Raw genomic sequence first — 15,925 nt, 5'->3', positions numbered from 1 at the left:
GTAAGCTGGCCAATCGTGACTCGACGCAGGCTGGGAGTGATGGGTGGGACGTTCGATCCCATCCACCATGGACACCTCGTCGCCGCCAGCGAGGTGGCCGACCTGTTCGAGCTCGACGAAGTGGTGTTCGTTCCCACTGGGCAGCCCTGGCAGAAGCGCGATCGGCACGTCACCGCCGCCGAGGACCGGTACCTGATGACGGTCATCGCGACGGCCGCCAACCCGCGGTTCTCGGTCAGCCGCGTCGACATCGACCGCGGCGGCCCCACCTACACCAAGGACACCTTGCGGGATCTGGCCCGGCAGAACCCTGACACCGACTTGTACTTCATCACCGGCGCCGACGCGCTGGCCTCGATCCTGTCCTGGCAGAACTGGGAGGAGCTGTTCTCCACGGCCCGGTTCATCGGGGTCAGCCGCCCCGGCTACGAACTGGACGGGAAACACATCGAGGCAGCGCAGAAAGAACTGCCGCCCGACGCCCTGACCCTGGTCGAGGTGCCCGCGCTGGCCATCTCATCGAGCGACTGCCGTCGCCGCGCCCAGGCCAACCGGCCCATCTGGTACCTGGTGCCCGACGGCGTCGTCCAATACGTATCCAAACGTGGGCTCTACCAGGCCACGACCAAGCAGGAGAGTTCATGACCGCCACCCCCGAAGCCCTCAGCATGGCGACGGTCGCCGCCCGCGCGGCGTCCGCCAAGCTGGGCGAGAACATCAACGTCATCGACGTCTCGGATCAGTTGGTCATCACCGACTACTTCGTCATCGCCTCGGCATCCAATGACCGCCAGGTCAACGCCATCGTCGACGAGGTCGAGGAGAAGATGCGCTGGGCCGGCCACAAGCCCGCCCGTCGCGAGGGCGCCCGTGAGGGCCGCTGGGTGCTGCTCGACTACGTCGACATCGTCGTGCACATCCAGCACCAGGAGGAGCGCGAGTACTACGCGCTGGACCGGCTGTGGCGGGACTGCCCGGCCATCGAGGTGGACCTCGACGGTGAGCTCCCGGTGAACCCCGACGGTGACGACGCGCCCGACGAGGACGGCGAGTGAGGAACCGCCGCCTCCTGCTGCTGCGTCACGGTCAGACGGAGTACAACGCCACGAGCCGGATGCAGGGCCAGCTCGACACCGACCTCAGTGATCTGGGCCGGGCGCAGGCGGTGGCGGCGGCCGAGGTGCTGGCCAAGCGTCAGCCCCTGGTGATCGTGTCCTCCGATCTGCGTCGTGCCCTCGACACCGCGACGACGCTGGGGGACCAGGCCGGCATGGCGGTGTCGATCGACGAGCGGCTGCGCGAGACGCACCTGGGGGACTGGCAGGGCCTGACTCACCACGAGGTCGATGCCATCGCGCCCGGCGCGCGGCTGGCCTGGCGTGACGATGCCCGCTGGGCGCCGCACAACGGCGAGAGCCGGGTGGACGTGGCGAACCGCGCCCTCCCGGTGGTGGCCGATCAGCTGCGCAATCTGCCCGAGTGGGGCGTCGACGAGATCGACCGCCCGGTGGTGCTCGTGGCGCACGGCGGCCTGATCGCTGCGCTGACCGCTGCGTTGCTGGACCTACCGGTGGACAACTGGCCGATCCTCGGCGGCATGGGAAACGCCAGCTGGGTGCAGCTGTCCGGGCACAGTGCCGGACTCGCCGACGACGATCCGGTGAAGTGGCGGCTGGATGTGTGGAACGCCTCGGCTCAGGTGGCGAACGATGTCCTCTGATACCCCGGCCGCGCCGAAGAAGCCCGTTCTTCTCGTCTTCTGCGACTCGCTGTCCTACTACGGACCCACCGGCGGCCTGCCGTCCGACGATCCGCGTATCTGGCCCAACATCGTTGCGTCCCAACTCGGTTGGGACCTGGAGCTGATCGGCCGCATCGGCTGGACCTGCCGCGACGTGTGGTGGGCCGCGACGCAGGATCCGCGGTCGTGGGCGGCGCTGCCGAAGGCCGGCGCGGTGATCTTCGCGACGTGCGGCATGGACTCGTTGCCGTCACCGTTGCCGACGGCGCTGCGGGAACTGATCCGCTATGTGCGGCCGCCGTGGCTGCGCCGCATCGTGCGGGACGGCTACGGCTGGTTGCAGCCGCGGCTGTCGCCGCTCGCCCGGCCCGCGCTGCCGGCACACCTGACGGTCGAATATCTCGAAGAGACGCGCGGGGCAATCGATTTCAACCGCCCCGGCATTCCGTTTGTCGCGACCATCCCGTCGGTGCACATCGCGGAGACCTACGGCAGTTCGCACCGGTGGCGCGACGCCACCGTCGCGGCAATCACCGATTGGGCTGACGCGAAGCAGATTCCGATCGTCGACCTCAAGGCCGCCGTCGGTGACGAGGTGATGTCCGGCCGCGCCAATCCGGACGGCATCCACTGGAACTTCGAGGCGCACCGTGCCGTCGCCGAACTCATGCTCAAGGGGCTGGCCGAGGCCGGTGTGGTGTCGCAGCGGACCGACGACTAGCCATGGCAGTGGTGGTGGTCACCGACTCGTCGGCTCGGCTTGACCCGGATGAGTTGAAGCGCTGGGACATTCGCGTCGTGCCGCTGCACGTGCTGCAGGACGGCACCGATTACCAGGACGGGATCGACCCGATTCCGCAGGACATCCAGGACCGGTCGCACGTGTCCACCTCGGGTGCGGCGCCCGCGGATCTGACCGACGTCTACAAGCAGGCGCTGGCCGACAGCGGGGGCGACGGCGTCGTGGCGGTACATCTGTCGGCCGGTCTGTCAAGCACGTTCAGTTCCGCCGCGGCCGTGGGACGTGAGCTGGGTTCAGCTGTGCGCGTGGTCAATTCGCGCTCGGCGGCGATGGGCGTCGGGTTCGTCGCCCTGGCCGCGGCCCGGGCCGCGGCGGCCGGCGCCGACCTGGATGCTGTTGAGGCGCAGGCGCGTGCGGAATCGGGGCGGCAGCACGGTTTCATCGTCGTGCACAGGCTGGACAACCTGCGCCGTAGTGGCCGCATCGGGACCGCCGCCTCCTGGCTCGGTACCGCGTTGTCGCTGAAACCGTTGCTGCAGTTGGACATCGACGGCCGGCTGGTGCTCGATCAGCGGATTCGGACTGTGGCCAAGGCGCATGCCGCGATGATCGAGCGGGTGGTCGCGCTGGTCGGCGACCGGCCCGCAGCGATCGCCGTACACCACGTCGACAACCACGACGACGCCGCGCAGATTGGCGCCGCCCTGACTTCCCTTCTGCCCCAGGTCGATTCACTCGTGGTGACCGACATGGGGCCGGTGCTGGCGGTGCACGTCGGCTCCGGGGCCGTCGGCGTGATCGTCAACACGCAGGACTAATTGCCCGGCTCGAAGGCGACCGGCAAGGTGGCCGGACCGGTTACGCCCAGGAAGCTCTTCCACACCGCCGGCCCGTCGAGGTGCAGGCCGGGCATGTGCTTGGCCATGAGCGTCAGCGCCTCGGTGAGTTCGAGGCGGGCCAGGTGCGAGCCGAGGCAGTAGTGCAGGCCGCTGCCGAAGGACAGCGCGGTGGCTGGGTTGACTCGCTCGATGTCGAAGCGGTCCGGATCATCGAAGACTCGCGGATCCCGGTTCCCGGCAGCGGAATTGGCGATGATCTGGGTTCCCGCCGGGATGAGCAGCCCGTCGAGTTCGACGTCGACGACGGCCTCGCGGGGCAGGCCGATGCCGATCGGTGAGTACCGCAGCGCCTCTTCGACGGCTTGGTGGACCAGCTCGGGACGTTCGGCCAGCGTCGACCACTGCTCGGGATGGTCGCAGAAGACGTATACGGCCGCCGCCAGCTGATTCCGGGTGGTGTCGGTGCCGGCGACGAGCATCCCGGCCGCCAGCATCAACAGTTCGTCATGGGTGAGGCGGTCGCCGTCGTCCTCGGCACGGATCAGGTCCGAGATCAGATCGTCGGTCAGTGTCCGGCGCCGGGTGTCGACCATGCGATCGACGTAGTCGTCGAGGTTACGCCAGGCGGCCAAGACCACCGGCTCGTCCTCGACGATGTTCCAGGCCACCAGCTTCATGAAGTCGTCCGCCCAGTCCGAGAACAGCTCCCAGTCCTTCCTGGGCGCGCCGAGCAGGGTGCAGATGACCGGAATGGGGTACTGCAGGGCGATGTCGGCGACGACGTCGCACCGGCCGACTGGTGCGACCGCGTCCACCAGCCCGTTGATCACCGAGGCGATCGTGGGCTGCAGCCTGGCGACGGCCCGCGGTGTGAAGGCCTTGGCCACCAGACGTCGGAGCCGGTGGTGCTCGTCGCCGTCCATGGCCAACAGACTGTGGGTGACGCGGTCCCACAACTCGCCGGAGGTGATGCCCTGCGATTCGAGGCCCATCGCCTTGGGCTCGGCGAACCGCGGATCGCGCAATGCGGTGTGCACCATGTCGTATGTCAGGAGCTCCGGGCCATGCGGGCCCAGCGCGATCGGTGACCGACGCCGTGCCGCGGCGAGGATGTCGTGCACCTCGTCCCAGCTGGTGGCGTCGGTGTAGTCGATGACGGGCAGGTCGGCGTCGAAGACGGTGACGGGGCCGGGCAAGGTGGCGGTCATGCGGACTCCTCGTGTTGTGCGGCTGCGAGTTTCGCTTCGCCGATGCGGTAGATGCCGGCCAGAGCCGATGGTTCGACGCCGACGTACTCGCAGATCAGGTCTGCCGCCACGCGTGCGTCGCGCAACCGCAGGGCCAGGGAGTACGCCAATGGCAGACGACGCAGCGCCTGCTCGCGGGAAGTTGTTGTGGCCATGTGAACGAGCGTGCGCGCGCCGCGGCCGACCGGATTGAGTAGACGGATACTCGAATCGCGGCGGTACCGCGCACCTAGCGTCGTAGGAGGGCGGCGAGTTCGTCGCGGTTGGTGGTGCCGGTCTTGGCCATGGCGCGGTAGATGTGGCCTTCGACGGTGCGGGTGGACAGGGTCAGGCGTTCGGCGATGGCACGACTGGGTAGCCCTTGGCCGAGGAGGGTGACGATTTCGCGTTCGCGGTCGGTGAGGGGGAGTGGCTGGGCTACTTGCTGCAGCGCGGGGGTGGTGGCGCCGCAACGTTGGGCGAGGGTTTGTGCGCGCGTGGCGCAGCTCAGCGCCGAGCCGCGTTGGTCCTGCCGACGGTGCGCCAGCGCGGCGTGGGACGCCGCGTCGATGGCAGCGACCCGATCGCCGATGTCGTCGAAATCTGTTGATACGGAGGCAAGTTGGGCAGCATCGCCCGCGTTGAGAGCATCGGCGAACCTGGCCGCCAGGGCGGCCCGCGGCCCTTCGACGATGCCCGTCAGTTCGCGCAACCGGTCGGCGCCCGAGCCGTCGCCGAACTGCGCCGCGGTCTGCCACGCCAGCACTTCGTATGCCGGCTGTCCCGCCGACTTCGCGTCGACAGCCGCCGTCCGCGCCGACTGCACAGCCTCGGTCAGCGATCCCTCGACGGCGGCCACCCAGGCCCGAGCCAGCGTCAATTCGGTTGCCAGGAACAACAACCCGGGATGCAGGTTCGCGTCGAGGTCGGTCATCGCCTGTCGGGCGCGCGCGGCATCACCCGCCAACGCCAGTGCCTGCGTCACCCCCAGCCGGCAGCGGTAGGGCCAACCGCCGAATTCGCCGTACGGTTCCAGAGCCGTCAGAGCTGTTTGCAGGCGGCCAAGTGCTTCGGCGACCCGCCCGCAGGCGAGTTGGGCCAGGCCCAGGTGAATTTCCCCGCTGATCGGAAACCAGGTGTCCTCAGTATCGCGCCGCGCCAGTTGGGCGACCACTTCGGCGTCGTGCAGACGACCGGCCAGTTTGAGGCCGATCATGTGCCGGTAACTGAGGCCGTTGCGGAGTACCGAGCCGTTGGGTGCGACGGTGGCCGCCGTCTGGCCGTGTGCGGCCGCAGTCTCGAGTTCGCCGACCCGGCCCAACATCGCCAGTCCGCCGACCGTGCCCCAACAGGCAAGGGCCGCATCCTGTTCGGGCAGCGTTCCGGCCAGCGCCGCCGCAGCTGTCTGCACCGCCACGTCCGGCCGTCCGAGGTCCGCGTGGAATGCGGCTCGCTCCGCAGCGAGGATCCGTTTGGCGAGTGGATCGGAAACGGCAGCGTCGGCCGCGTCGAGGATCGCCTCGGCAGATGCCGGCTGGCGAAGGCTCCAGTAGGTGTTGTGTCCGCGGAGCGTGGCGACCTGCGCCCGCTCGAGATCGGTCACCGTGCGTTCAGCGAGCGCAGCCAACTCGGCTTGTGCCTCTGTGGTGCGGCCCAGCCAGACCATGCAGTAGCCATGTTGAATTTCTGCCGGCATGCCACCGTCCGCGCTCATTGCGGCGCGTGCCAACCGCTCGGCCAGTGGCATATCCAGCAGTTGGACTGCTGATTTGGCGGCCGACAGGAACAAGGCCGGGTCGGGCGGTAGATCGGAGTCGAGCGCCAACGTGGCGCGACGCACGAGAACGCGCAAGTCGTCACGGTCCGGGCCGGCCGCCAAGGAGCCGGCGACCAGGCCACGGAGGCGCCGCAGGCGGATCGCCGGTGCGCGTTCGCGCCGTACTTCACCGTAGAGCGGATGTGCCAGTCGCACTTTCGCCGCGCCGTCGCTGTTGTCGAGAATGACGAGGCTGCGGGTCTCGGCGTCCTCGATGGCCGCGGGATCCGCGATATGCGCGAGCAATCGGGTATCGATGGGTTCGCCGACCGCCAGGATGTCGATCACCTCCCCGACCGCTGCCGGCAGCGCGCCCATCCGAGACTCGATCAACTCCACCAGCGCCGGCGCGACGGTCACATTCCCGGTCCAGCGCCAGCATCCGTGCTCGGAAACCAGGCGGCCCGCCGTCACCTCCTGCTCCACCAGGTGATGCAAGTAGAGGACATTGCCGCGAGTGAGACTCCACAGTCGTTGCCCGGCCGCCCGATCGATGACACCACCGAGGGTGACGCGCAAGAGGCTGACGGTCTCGTCATACGACAACGGTTGAAGGTCGATGCGATGAAACTCGCCGGTGGCCCAAATCTCTTGAACCCCAGGGGGAACCGCCTCGCCGTCACGAAGGGTCAGCACGAGTTTCGCCGTCCGTCGACGAACGATCTGATGCAGGACAAAGGCCGACAGATCGTCAAGCAGATGAACGTCGTCGACGCCGACGATCATCGCGGCCCCGTCCGGCGCGGAGGTCAGGGCATCGACCACGAGTCGAACGAGTTGCGGGCCGTCCATGCCCGGCGTCACCCAGGCGGTCAACGCTCCGAGAGGCAGTGCGCGCGCCGACGACGTGGCCATCGCCCAATGCGTCATACCGCCTTTCGCGGCCGCATGCGCCAAGGCTTCCCGTGCGGTGCGGCTCTTACCGACACCGGCCGCACCACGAATCACGACGCCGCACGAGTCGGGGTCGGACATCGTGGCGTCGATGGCCGCAAGTTCTTCGTTGCGGCCGGTCAGCGGCCATTTCAACCGCATTGGAACAGGGTAGTGCGCAGCCGGTGCCGTGCACAGGCGGAACTGGGCGGGTAGGCGCGCGCGACTCTGAACCAAATTTCGAGTACCCGTCTACTCGCGCCCTGGTGCCGCCGTCGCCGCACGCTGAAATCCAGCGCGGCACCCATCGCCGCAAGACCCGAAAGGTGACGATGATGAGCCACACCCTGAATCTCGGATGGACCCACACCGTGACCGTGCACGCGCCGACCACGCCCCGGTGGTTGGCCAACACGGAGCGGGCTATCAGTCGGGCGGTGCATTGGCTGGCCGACGAGCACTCCGCGAAGCCGTCGTACCAGACGCACGCCGCCTACATCGAGGATGCGCTGATGGCGCGCGAAATGTACCGCCTGTGAACGCTTTTGGGCTAGCCGGCGAACCGGCCGGTGACCGGTGGCAGATCCTTGAGCGTCAGGATGCCTGGTGCGGCGGCCACCACCGCCGGTACTGCGTTGGTGGCCGGCAGCGCGGTGTAGATCATGCCAAGGCCGTTCAGGCTCACCTCGCTCCAGTCCTTCGACGGCAAGCAGTACACGACGGTGCGCATGTTGGGCACCCCGAACACCTGGATCACGTGACCGTGTGCCACTGGCTTCGGCGGCGTTACGTGGTTGCCCATGATCCAGTTGAAGCCGACGCTGACGACGTTCTTGTCGCCGACCCAGCCGCGGTGGTACCCGTAGACGCTGGCGACGGTGCCCTTCGGGATCTGCATGAACCCGAGGTCGGAGTCTTCGTCGGCCGCGGTGAAGGTGACGTCGAACGTGATCCGGTCCAGCTTGGCGCCGATGGCGTCGGCCATCATCGCGGCTGACTCGGCGAACACCTCGCTTTCCAGGCGCACGCTCTCGGCCAGGCCCGGTGTCTCGGGGTCCTTGCCAAAACCCATCGCGGCCATGGTGCCGGCCGATTCGTAGACGCCGCAGTCGACCGACTCGGTGATGCGGATTTCGTCGACGCTCTCGCACGCGCTGGACAGCACCATGCCCATCATGTTCGTCAGGCCGGGATGCGCACCGCTGCCGAAGATCGTGGAATTGCCTGCCTCGCAGGCCTTCTGGATTCGCGCGAAATCCTCCGGGCTCTGCTTGCCGCCGGTGATCCAGGCTGCGGTGGAACAGACGTTGATGCCGGATTCCAGCAGGCGCACCAGCTCGTCGACGCTGGGCCAGATCGGGTTGTAGCAGCAGGCGTCAGGTTTGAGGGCCACCAGCTCCTCGATGTCGTTGGTGGCCTTGATGCCGGTGGGCTCGGGCCAGCCGGCCAGTTCGGCGGCGTCCACCCCGACCTTCTCGGCGCCGTATGCGTAGACGCCGACCAGCTCCATGTCGTCACGGGCGATGATCGCGTGCAGCGACCGCTTGCCGATGTTGCCGGTGGTCCACTGGATGACGCGGAGCGGGCGGTCGGTGGTCATGGAGGCCTCCTCGTTGGGGCTGTGCGCTTTCGCTAGACACTATGCCGCAGGTGTCTACCCGGCTTGGAGGGTCCCGGTGGTATGCCGAGCGGACCGGCGGCGGCGATCATCATCAGCGACGAGGCCGCCTGCCGCTCTGGAGCCCTGACAGGATTGAGGTCACCGCACGAGGGGGGTGAGTTCGGAGAGCGTCAGCACGGCATGGACCAGCCTCGGGAGGGTGGTTTTCACGGTGCCATCATGGCCTTCGCGGCTCGATCCCGTGCAGCAGTCGCTGACGACCGTGGTGTGCAGTCCGGCTTCGGTCGCGTCGCGGGCGGTCGAATCGACCTCGATGTCGGTGCGGGCGCCGGCGATGATGACGTGGTCGCATTGCCTGCTCGCCAACGTGAGCGCGAGCGCGGTATGGGCGAAGGCGGACAGGCCTTCGAAGGGCGGCATGACGATGTCGCCTTCGGCTGCGCTGAGTGCCGGGTGGATGTCGGCGCCAGGGCTGCCGGGGCGAAGGAGGCCGGCATCGCCGATCGCCTGTTGGCTCGGGGTCGGATTCGTCCAGCCGTCGTACGGTTGGGTCATCGGCGCGTAGATCACGCTGATGCCGGCGGCTCGTGCCGTGCGCACCAGTCGTGCCTGGTTCGACGCTTCACCGACAAGCAGGTCGCGCTGTGGTGCCACCAGGATGACCGCGGAATCGGTTGCGGTGTAGGCGATCTGCGAACGCATCCGGGTGGCGACGAGCCCTCGCATGGCCCGGTCCATGACCTGGTTGACGATGGTCATGACATGAACTCCGCTGTGGTCAGCAAGCGATGTGCCACCAGTGGGAGCGAGCCGTTGACGGCTGCGGCGTGGTCGGCTCGCGTCCAGGCGGCTACCGCATCGGTCAGGATGCTGACGTGATAGCCGAGGTCGACTCCTTGGCGTGCGGTGGACTCGATGCAGGTGTTGGTCAGCAGTCCACAGATCACGATCTGGTCGACTCCGATCGATCGAAGGTGTGCGTCGAGATCAGTTCCGCCGAACCCGCTGGAGACGTCGTGCGTGGATGCGACGAAGTCTCCGGCCTCCGGTGCGAGATCGGGGTAGAAGCGCCCCCCGAACCCGCTGAAGAATCGGGCCAAGCGGCCCAAATCCTGGTTTGGAGTCGGATGTCGATGGTTCCGACGGTCACCTGCGCTGCGATGGGGTGCGTAGGCGATGGGCATTTCGCGCTAGCGGGCAGTGGAGATCGCGGCTCGCATGTTCGCTATGAGGCCGACATCGCCGGCCACTTCGCGCAGCAACGGCCACCCCTTTCCGCGGCGAGACACGAAGTCGTTCAACGGATCTACGACCACCAGAGCGGATGTCATGGGAGCTCTCCTGCTCGTTCTGGTTGTGGGCCGCTCGGTTGCGGCCAACCGGGGATCGATGCTGCAGGTCGTTCATAGCACGCCTGGGTGAGCTTGCGTGTCGCAAGTTCGACATCGGTCCAGGCCTTCATCCACGGATCCGCGTCTTGGCATGTTTCCGCCGCATTTCCGGTCGGTTTGGTGGCGTCGCCGGGCTGCCCGGCGGGTTGTGCCGCAACCAGTTCTGGGTGCCGTATCCGGACCGCCGGGTCCTGATGTGCCTGGGCATCCACGGCCAGCTCATCTACATCGACTTCGAGCGCGCCGTGGTGGTGGTCAAACTGTCGTCCTGGCCGAGGCCGTTGGACCCTGCTCTCGACGCAGCGACTCTGGCTCTGGCCGACGCCGCGGCGGCCGCGGCCACCTCTCGCGGTGTTGGCCGCTGACCGTTGCGGGCAGACGCACCCGCGTCAGGACGCCATGTGAGCGGGGGTCCTGTCACCCATGCCAAATCCGGTCGTGCTCGGCATGGGTAGACAGATACGCCCCCGGCTGGAAATGCGTGTCGTAGAACCCGAGGTCGATGTGTTGTGCCTGTAGGTAATTCATGATGTGGACGGTGGGCACGGTGCCGGGAAACTTGCCGAACGTGTCGTCGATGTATTGCGCGGCGATGGTCAGCAAGGTGATGAACTGCTCGTCGTGGCCGGCCGCAGCCGAACGCACGGCCCGCGAATCCCGCCACGGCCCTGGGGTGTCCGGGTGAAAAGGTCCGCCGGGGCCGAATTTTCGGTCGGCGAAGGCGCGCACCGCGGCCGCGATGTCCGGGTGGTGCGGGCGGCTGTAGGTTTCGAAAACTCCGGCCAGCCCCGTGGGATTGGGCAGTGCCCACCGTTCGTCGGTCTGGACGTTGAATCCCAGCCCGGGCACGTCCGGGTCGCCTGATGCGCCGAGGATGGTGAGCCGGTCGATACCGTCGAATGTCCAGCCGCCCAGGCCCAGTGCCCCGAGTAGTAGGTGACCGTTGTAGACGCTCGTCATCAACTCAGCGGTGGCTTCGGTGAGCGAATACTGCTCGACGAAGGTCAGCGGGAACGGGTCGTCGTCCCGGTGCGCCAGGCCAGCGGCTGCCTCCTTCAGTCCCGGGATCGGCCGGTTGTTGACGTCGTCATAGATCAGGTAGCCGTTCTGCAGGAAGAACGCCAGATTGGCCAACAAATGCTGTGCGATGTCGGCGACCGGGATGACCAGCAGCGAGCCGGGGTGATTGGCGATCCAGGTGTTGTGGCCTTCGAGGTACGGCTCGGACCGTGGAATGTGGATCCGATCGGTGGAGAGTTGGCGGTAGGAGGACACCGTCGCTGCCAGCCAGTCGTCGATGTCCACTACGCCGTCGTTGACCGGCACTGTCGGTGCCGTGTCTCGGGATGACAGGAAGTAGGTGCCCGAGTCGTCGGTGAAGAAGAACTCGACGATCTCGAATCCCGCGGCCGACGGGAACGTGCGACCCGATGCCGACCCGCTGTAGTTCGGGAACGCCGGTGCATATCCGGGATGGTGACTGATCCCGAAATGCCAGCCGGTGACACCGGTTACCGTCGCCAGGATCAGTGCGCGTTCGACCTCATCGAGTGGTTCGACGTCCCGGGTACTGGTGTAGGCCAACGGCCCCGATGGGATGGAGCCGCCGACGGGGAAGCGCCGCGAACGCCTGCCCTGGATCGCGCTCAACAGCGGGAAGCTCGCGGCCGCGGCCAGCGCTTCGCGTTGTTGTGCGGTCAAACTCAAACGTGGCGAAGGTGTTTGGGTCGTCATGGTCACCCCGACTCTAGGGCCCGCGGCGCGTGCCGGCCCACAGTTCGGCGCACGGCGATGCCAATTTTGACGGCGATCGACCCTGTTTGGCATTAAAGCCGACCTGGCAGCTCGACAGCTATCCACAGAACGCGATCGATCCACAGGCAGCGCCCGCGGCCGCCTTTTCCGGGCGTTTCGGTCGGCCACGGTGCCTAACGTCGCGGGCATGGTCACTCAGACACCGGTCGATCGGGCGCAGCGGCGGTTGACTGCGCAGCCAGGAGACGCGACGGAACCCGACGGAGAATCCGACCAGAACGACGACACCTCGCTGTCGCGGTGGTTGCCCGACGCGATGCCCGGCAGGTCCGGGTGGCTCGCGACGGTGCGCGCCGACCCCGGGCGTGCGGGGGTCATCGCGCTCGCGGTGGTCGGCGTGGTCGCGGTCCTGGTGACCGTGATCGCCGTACTCGGTGATGACAAGCCGCCGGTCACCGCAGCGAAACTGCCTCCCGTGCAGATGGTTTCATCCTCGGTGCCTGGGACGCCCGCGCCGGCGGCCAAGGCCGAGGACGTCGTGGTCAGTGTGGCGGGGCTGGTCCACAAGCCGGGGCTGGTGACGCTGCCCGCCGGTGCCCGCATCGCCGACGCCGTCACCGCGGCCGGGGGAGCGCTGGCCGGCGCCGACCTGGTCGGCCTGAACATGGCCCGCAAGGTGGCCGACGGCGAGCAGATTCTGGTTGGCATCACCGCTCCACTGGGCGCGCCCGCGGTGATGCGTAGTTCGGCCGGCGCGACGTCCGGGCCGCCGGAGAAGGGGCCGCCCGGCGACGGAAAGGGTAGCGGTGCACAAGGACCCGTCGATCTGAACACCGCGACGGAGGAACAGCTCGATGGTCTGCCCGGCATCGGTCCCGTCATGGCGAAGGCGATCGTGGCGTGGCGTGCGGCCAACGGCCGGTTCGCGAGCGTCGACCAGTTGGGCGAGGTCGACGGCATCGGGCCGGGCCGGCTGGAGAAGCTGCGTGCCTTGGTCAAGGTGTGACGGGCAGCCCCGCGCCGGATGTCCCCGGCATCGACCTGCGGCTGGTACCGGCCGCCGTGACGTGCTGGACGGTGACGGCGGTCGGCGTGTGGTGGGGGCCGTGGGCGGCGCTGGCGGCGGTGGTGGTCGCGGTGGCTTGCTCCGTGGGAGTCGGCGTGTGGATGGGCTCGGTGCGCTGGCCCGCGGTGCTCGCCGTGGCGGCGGTGGGGGCGGCATTCGCGATCGTCGCAACGGTGCGGGTGCACGCGGTCGACGCCCATCCGTTGGCGGCGCGGTTCGGCACGACGGTGACGGTGACCGTCACGCCGTCCGAGTCCCCGAAGACCATCCAGGGTGGCCGCCTCATGTTCTCGGCGTCGTTGCAGAGGTTGCAGGACGTCGAATCATCAGGGCGGGTCATGGTTTTCGCGCCGGCCGTCGGGTATTCGGAGGTCGGCGTGGGCCGCCCGATGGCATTCCGGGCCAGGGTCACCCGGCCCCAGCGGCGCGACCTGTCGGTGGCCGTACTGGCCGCGGTGGGCACGCCCCGGTTCGGGACCGCCTCGACCGGGCAGCGCGCGGCGGCGCATGTGCGGGCCGAATTCGGCGAGGCCGCGCGACTGGCGTTGCCGCCCGATCAGGCCGCGATGCTCCCGGGACTGGTGCTCGGTGACGTGTCGGCGGTCGAGCCGGACACGACGGCCGCGTTCCGCCGGGCGGGGTTGACGCACCTGACCGCGGTCTCGGGGGCGAACGTGACCATCGTGTGTGGCGCGGTGCTCCTGAGCGCGGCGTTGGTGGGGCCGCGGATCGCCGTGGCGCTGGCGGCGGTGACGTTGTTCGTGTTCGTCGTCATCGTGCAACCCTCGCCGAGCGTATTACGAGCCGCGGCAATGGGTTCGGTGATGTTGATGGGGATGCTGGTGCATCGGCGGCGGCAGGCCATCCCCGCGTTGTCGGCCAGCGTGCTGGTGCTCATGGTGATCTCGCCGGCGCTCGCGGTGGACGCCGGCTTCGCGCTGTCCGTGGTGGCGACCGCGGGGCTCGTGGTGATCGCGCCCGGGTGGTCGCGCCGACTGGTCGGCCGCGGCTGGCCGAAGCCGCTCGCCGATGCTGTGTGTGTGGCGGTCGCCGCGCAACTGGTGACCGCACCGTTGGTGGCGGCGATCTCGGGAAGCCTCAGTCTGGTCGCGGTGGCAGCCAATCTCCTTGTCGCTCCCGTTATTCCGCCCATTACCGTCCTCGGCACCGCCGCTGCCGCGGTGGCGTGGTGCTGGCCCGCCGCGGCGCAACTGCTGATCCGGTTCACCGGGCCCGAACTCTGGTGGCTGCTGCACGTGGCGCGGTGGAGTGCCGCGGTTCCGGGAGCGGCGATCAGCGTCCCGTCAGGCTGGGGCGGCGCGCTGCTGCTCGGCGCGACGACAGTGGGAGGCGCGCTGCTGCTGGTCGTGTGGCGCCGACGACGAGGAAATGAGATCCGGCCATGAACTCCCGCGCCGCGTAGCAGAATTATTGACGTGAACGACGATACTGCCGGGTCCGTGGCAGCGGCGGTTGCGGCGCTCGAACCGGCCGGTGTCCGGACCCTGATCGGCACCGTGGTCAATGCCGCAGGACTGACGCAGGTCAAGGTGGTTCCGCTGAACCGGGTGGCGGTGTTCGCCGACCACGGCCTGGGTACCAGCCCGACGTGGCATGTCTTCGCGATCGACCAGACCGGCATCGTGGTGAGCGATGAGATCGGTGTGGTCGGAGACCGGCTGGTCCGCGTCGACCTGACGGGGCTGGCTCTCCTGGGCGACGGGCTCGCCTGGGCGCCCGGTGCGTTCTTCACTCAGGACGGCAACCCGGACCCGTACTGCGGTCGCGCTGTGCTGCAACGGGTTACGCTGCGATTGGCCGCGGCCGGGCTGACGGCCACTGTCGGGCACGAGGTGGAGTTCGTGCTCGTCGGCCCCGACGGCGCGCAGCTGCCGGCCAATCTGTGGGCGCAGTATGGGCTGGCCGGTGTGCTCGAATTCGAGGGCTTCGTCCGGGACGTGATTGACGCGGCCGCCGCGGCGGGGGTGTCAATCGAACAGTTTCATCCCGAGTACGGGGCCAACCAATTCGAATTCTCGCTGAAACCACGCGATCCGGTGGCCGCCGCGGACCAGCTGGTGCTCGCGCGCGTCATCATCAGCCGCGTCGCCCGCCGCCACGGCCTGCGCGTCAGCCTGTCTCCGGTGCCGTTCGCCGGCAGTGTGGGTTCCGGTGCGCATCAACACTTTTCACTGAGTCGTGACGGTGTGCCGGTGTTCTCCGGTGGCTCAGGAGAGCACGGTATGACCGGTGCCGGAGAGTCGGCCATCGCGGGGTTGCTAGCCGGTCTGCCTGACGCGCAGGGCGTGCTGTGTGGCTCGATCGTGTCCGGGTTGCGAATCCAGCCGGGAAGTTGGTCCGGCGCCAACGTCTGCTGGGGCACCGAGAACCGGGAGGCCGCCATCCGCTTCGTCAGCGCTGCGTCCGGAAATCCATACGGCGCCAACGTCGAGGTCAAGATCGTCGACCCGTCGGCCAATCCGTACCTGGCGTCGGCGACCATCCTCGGCCTGGCGCTCGACGGCATCACCCGGGCACTGCCGCTGCCGCCCGAGGTCAGCGTCGACCCCGGATCCCTGACCGAAGCCCAGCGCGAGCACGCCGGCGTGGTGACGCTGCCGGCGAAGCAGACTGAGGTGCTCGATGCGCTGCGGCACAGCGTTGTGGTCCGCGACATCCTCGGGGACGCACCGGTCGACGCCGTGCTGGGCGTGCGCGGCTACGAGCAGCAGAACTACGGCGGCCTTTCCGACGCCGAACTGGCCGAGAAGTTCCGTTTGGCGTGGAGTGTGTGAGTGCGTGCGAGGGCGTGTCTGCCCGACGTGAAACGATCAACGGGTGAGTGGATCGACCGA

General features: G+C 68.2%; 18 protein-coding genes. 10 read left to right on the top strand and 8 right to left on the bottom strand.

Translation table 11 applies throughout. The annotated features are described in order from the left end of the window. The first annotated feature begins 30 nt into the window (after nucleotides 1–30). The 5 genes from nadD to H289_RS0117740 are packed head-to-tail and all read left to right on the top strand — an operon-like array spanning nucleotide 31 to nucleotide 3,301. Nucleotides 31–645, top strand: coding sequence for a nicotinate-nucleotide adenylyltransferase (nadD, locus tag H289_RS0117760; RefSeq protein WP_286133704.1), 615 nt, complete (start codon nucleotides 31–33; stop codon nucleotides 643–645). Next, the gene (rsfS, locus tag H289_RS30760; RefSeq protein ID WP_020102163.1) at nucleotides 642–1,055 is read left to right on the top strand and encodes a ribosome silencing factor; all 414 of its coding nucleotides are present in this window, start codon (nucleotides 642–644) and stop codon (nucleotides 1,053–1,055) included. The genes nadD and rsfS overlap by 4 nt, the downstream gene beginning before the upstream one ends. Further along, a complete protein-coding gene (gene gpgP / locus H289_RS0117750; RefSeq protein ID WP_020102162.1) occupies nucleotides 1,052–1,720 on the top strand; it encodes a glucosyl-3-phosphoglycerate phosphatase in 669 nt (222 codons plus the stop codon). The genes rsfS and gpgP overlap by 4 nt, the downstream gene beginning before the upstream one ends. After that, complete coding sequence (octT, locus tag H289_RS0117745; RefSeq protein WP_020102161.1) at nucleotides 1,710–2,462, top strand: diglucosylglycerate octanoyltransferase; 753 nt, start codon at nucleotides 1,710–1,712, stop codon at nucleotides 2,460–2,462. Before gpgP ends, octT begins: the two co-directional genes overlap by 11 nt. A 2-nt stretch (nucleotides 2,463–2,464) precedes the next feature. Then, entirely contained in the window at nucleotides 2,465–3,301 is an 837-nt protein-coding gene (locus tag H289_RS0117740) for a DegV family protein (RefSeq protein ID WP_020102160.1), read from the top strand. Here the strand turns inward: H289_RS0117740 and H289_RS0117735 are convergent. The 3 genes from H289_RS0117735 to H289_RS0117725 form a co-directional block, all read right to left on the bottom strand. Then, nucleotides 3,298–4,530, bottom strand: coding sequence for a cytochrome P450 (locus H289_RS0117735; RefSeq protein ID WP_020102159.1), 1,233 nt, complete (start codon nucleotides 4,528–4,530; stop codon nucleotides 3,298–3,300). The genes H289_RS0117740 and H289_RS0117735 overlap by 4 nt on opposite strands. Beyond that, on the bottom strand, nucleotides 4,527–4,724 hold the full coding sequence (locus H289_RS0117730) for a hypothetical protein (RefSeq protein ID WP_020102158.1): 198 nt from the start codon (nucleotides 4,722–4,724) through the stop codon (nucleotides 4,527–4,529). The genes H289_RS0117735 and H289_RS0117730 overlap by 4 nt, the downstream gene beginning before the upstream one ends. Before the next feature lie 74 nt (nucleotides 4,725–4,798). Beyond that, nucleotides 4,799–7,399: a helix-turn-helix transcriptional regulator gene (locus H289_RS0117725; protein ID WP_020102157.1), complete on the bottom strand. Its 2,601-nt coding sequence runs from the start codon at nucleotides 7,397–7,399 to the stop codon at nucleotides 4,799–4,801. Nucleotides 7,400–7,572: 173 nt separating this feature from the next. On the opposite strand from H289_RS0117725, the gene H289_RS0117720 reads away from it, so the two are divergent. Next, complete coding sequence (locus tag H289_RS0117720; protein ID WP_155944169.1) at nucleotides 7,573–7,776, top strand: hypothetical protein; 204 nt, start codon at nucleotides 7,573–7,575, stop codon at nucleotides 7,774–7,776. A gap of 11 nt (nucleotides 7,777–7,787) precedes the next feature. Here H289_RS0117720 and H289_RS0117715 read toward each other — a convergent pair whose 3' ends face one another. The 4 genes from H289_RS0117715 to H289_RS33065 all read right to left on the bottom strand — a co-directional run bounded on the left by H289_RS0117715 (nucleotide 7,788) and on the right by H289_RS33065 (nucleotide 10,189). After that, entirely contained in the window at nucleotides 7,788–8,837 is a 1,050-nt protein-coding gene (locus H289_RS0117715; RefSeq protein WP_020102155.1) for an NAD(P)H-dependent amine dehydrogenase family protein, read from the bottom strand. 159 nt (nucleotides 8,838–8,996) lie between these two features. After that, nucleotides 8,997–9,617, bottom strand: a complete 621-nt coding sequence (locus H289_RS0117710; RefSeq protein ID WP_020102154.1) for a cysteine hydrolase family protein — start codon at nucleotides 9,615–9,617, stop codon at nucleotides 8,997–8,999. After that, on the bottom strand, nucleotides 9,614–10,042 hold the full coding sequence (locus H289_RS30755) for a cysteine hydrolase family protein (protein WP_081633459.1): 429 nt from the start codon (nucleotides 10,040–10,042) through the stop codon (nucleotides 9,614–9,616). Before H289_RS30755 ends, H289_RS0117710 begins: the two co-directional genes overlap by 4 nt. Before the next feature lie 6 nt (nucleotides 10,043–10,048). After that, a complete protein-coding gene (locus H289_RS33065) occupies nucleotides 10,049–10,189 on the bottom strand; it encodes a cysteine hydrolase family protein (RefSeq protein ID WP_155944168.1) in 141 nt (46 codons plus the stop codon). Nucleotides 10,190–10,335: 146 nt separating this feature from the next. Between H289_RS33065 and H289_RS0117700 the strand changes: the two genes are divergently transcribed. Beyond that, the gene (locus tag H289_RS0117700) at nucleotides 10,336–10,614 is read left to right on the top strand and encodes a hypothetical protein (protein WP_020102152.1); all 279 of its coding nucleotides are present in this window, start codon (nucleotides 10,336–10,338) and stop codon (nucleotides 10,612–10,614) included. A gap of 52 nt (nucleotides 10,615–10,666) precedes the next feature. Here the strand turns inward: H289_RS0117700 and H289_RS0117695 are convergent, their stop codons facing one another. Next, on the bottom strand, nucleotides 10,667–11,983 hold the full coding sequence (locus H289_RS0117695) for a hypothetical protein (protein WP_081633471.1): 1,317 nt from the start codon (nucleotides 11,981–11,983) through the stop codon (nucleotides 10,667–10,669). Between the two features lie 208 nt (nucleotides 11,984–12,191). Between H289_RS0117695 and H289_RS0117690 the strand changes: the two genes are divergently transcribed. The 3 genes from H289_RS0117690 to H289_RS0117680 are packed head-to-tail and all read left to right on the top strand — an operon-like array spanning nucleotide 12,192 to nucleotide 15,865. Further along, nucleotides 12,192–13,010 (top strand): ComEA family DNA-binding protein, encoded by an 819-nt coding sequence (locus H289_RS0117690; protein ID WP_020102150.1) that lies wholly within the window; start codon nucleotides 12,192–12,194, stop codon nucleotides 13,008–13,010. Beyond that, on the top strand, nucleotides 13,007–14,476 hold the full coding sequence (locus H289_RS0117685) for a ComEC/Rec2 family competence protein (protein WP_020102149.1): 1,470 nt from the start codon (nucleotides 13,007–13,009) through the stop codon (nucleotides 14,474–14,476). The genes H289_RS0117690 and H289_RS0117685 overlap by 4 nt, the downstream gene beginning before the upstream one ends. Nucleotides 14,477–14,506: 30 nt before the next feature. After that, on the top strand, nucleotides 14,507–15,865 hold the full coding sequence (locus tag H289_RS0117680) for a type I glutamate--ammonia ligase (protein ID WP_020102148.1): 1,359 nt from the start codon (nucleotides 14,507–14,509) through the stop codon (nucleotides 15,863–15,865). Nucleotides 15,866–15,925: the final 60 nt, after the last annotated feature.

The sequence above is a fragment of the Mycobacterium sp. 360MFTsu5.1 genome (assembly GCF_000383495.1).
Taxonomy (GTDB): domain Bacteria; phylum Actinomycetota; class Actinomycetes; order Mycobacteriales; family Mycobacteriaceae; genus Mycobacterium; species Mycobacterium mucogenicum_B.
The sequence above is the reverse complement of the archived record's forward strand: the minus strand, read 5'-3'. Positions and strand labels throughout refer to the sequence as shown.